This is a genomic window from Thiomicrospira sp. (assembly GCF_014859555.1).
Taxonomy (GTDB): Bacteria; Pseudomonadota; Gammaproteobacteria; order Thiomicrospirales; family Thiomicrospiraceae; genus Thiomicrospira.
This window is the reverse complement of the sequence record NZ_JACUTY010000135.1, coordinates 1-1479: the sequence shown is the minus strand read 5'-3', so window position 1 is coordinate 1479 and position 1479 is coordinate 1. Positions and strand designations below refer to the sequence as shown.

Genomic DNA, 1479 nt, shown 5'->3' with positions numbered 1-1479 from the left:
AGTCGGTCCTGAATAACTCACTCAAGCCACTTTTATTTCGTAGTTTCGAGTGAGACTGTGTTCGTTACGCCATCCGCTCTTCCAGATAGCGGTGTATAAAAAAGCCAAAAAATCCCGAAGGAAGTTTAGGATTAAACGCAGGTTATGACCTGCACCGCATAATAGCGCGAACATCGCATCTCCTAACTGACCTTTTAGCGTGCAGCGGTCTAATCGTCCTTCGGTTTTCATATGCCCGATGGTGGCTTCGATTGCACTTCGGCGTTTGAGCTTTTTCTTTAAGCTAGGGGTCATGCCACGCTTCTGGCCGCTTATCAGCACTTGGCTGTGTTCAATCCAGTGGCCTTTATAGCCTTTATCAACACACACCAGTTTGGTTGGGGTGTCGGTGAGGATTTCTTTTTGTTCTAAGGCTTCAGCGAGGGTATGGCCGTCATAAGGGTTGCCCGGTAGGCTGCGCATACCGACCACTAAGCCTTCTTTTAAGGTGGTCGCCACGGTGACTTTAACGCCGAACTCGTAGGGTTTGCGGCTTTTGCCTTTGCCGATGCATTCAACTTCGGGGGCATGGAGGCTGTAGAGCTTGTTTTTGTCCTTGGATTTTTGGCTGAGAAGGCGTTTAGCTAAACTTAGCTCATGCGCTAAAGCGTCGGTCATGTGGTGTACTTTACGCTCTACGTCTCGAACGATTCGCCCCAGGTAGGTGCGTTGTTTTTTGAGGCTTTTGCGCATGCGTTTAAATTGTTTGGCATGGGCGTAGCGTCCGGTTTGTATGGCTTGTCTGGGTGCGACTTTGTTGTAGTTTTGGCGAAGGTTGATGCCTTGGGTTTTTGCTTGTTTGACCAGCCGTTGTCGGGCGGTTTCTAACAGCTTGGAATCCGTTGGATGGGTGATGGCTTTTTCCATTACGGTGGTATCGACCAGAATCTGTTCAAAAGATTTAGGTTTGACCATCTTGGCATTGACGGCGGCTTGAATGCTTTGAGTAAGCAACCACTCTAACCCTTCTTCGCCAACTCGTTTACGCCAGCGCACCAAGGAGCTGGGGTCAATCGGTAATTGATGTTCAAAGTGCACACAGCCACAGAAGTGTTGATAGTAAGGCGATTGCAAAAAGGCACTCAATACCCCTTCATCACTGTGGCCATACAGGTGTTGTAGGTAAAACAGTCCGGCAATCAAGCGCGGTGAAGTGGCTGGTCGTCCGGTGGTTGAGGGGAAATATTCGGCCCATTCCCGCTCAAAGAACGCCCAGTCGATTAAACCCTCTAATCGGGCTAACTCATGTGCAGGATTGATGATATCGACCAATAAGGGTCTGAACAAATCTTGGTTTGGCACTTTTGGCTGTGTTTTTGGCTTCATAGACGATAAAATTTGCAAGAAATTGAATCCCTATTATATTAAATCTGGCAATTTTTAAAGAACTAAATTGAAGCTCACCCCTTATGAATCAAGGGGTGGTTGAGTTATTCAGGA

The 1479-nt window shown here is 47.6% G+C and carries 1 protein-coding gene; it reads right to left on the bottom strand.

The window, feature by feature from the left end:
* Positions 1–21: 21 nt before the first annotated feature.
* Positions 22–1365 (bottom strand): IS5 family transposase, encoded by a 1344-nt coding sequence (locus tag IBX48_RS10525; RefSeq protein WP_296834379.1) that lies wholly within the window; start codon positions 1363–1365, stop codon positions 22–24.
* Between the last annotated feature and the right edge of the window lie 114 nt (positions 1366–1479).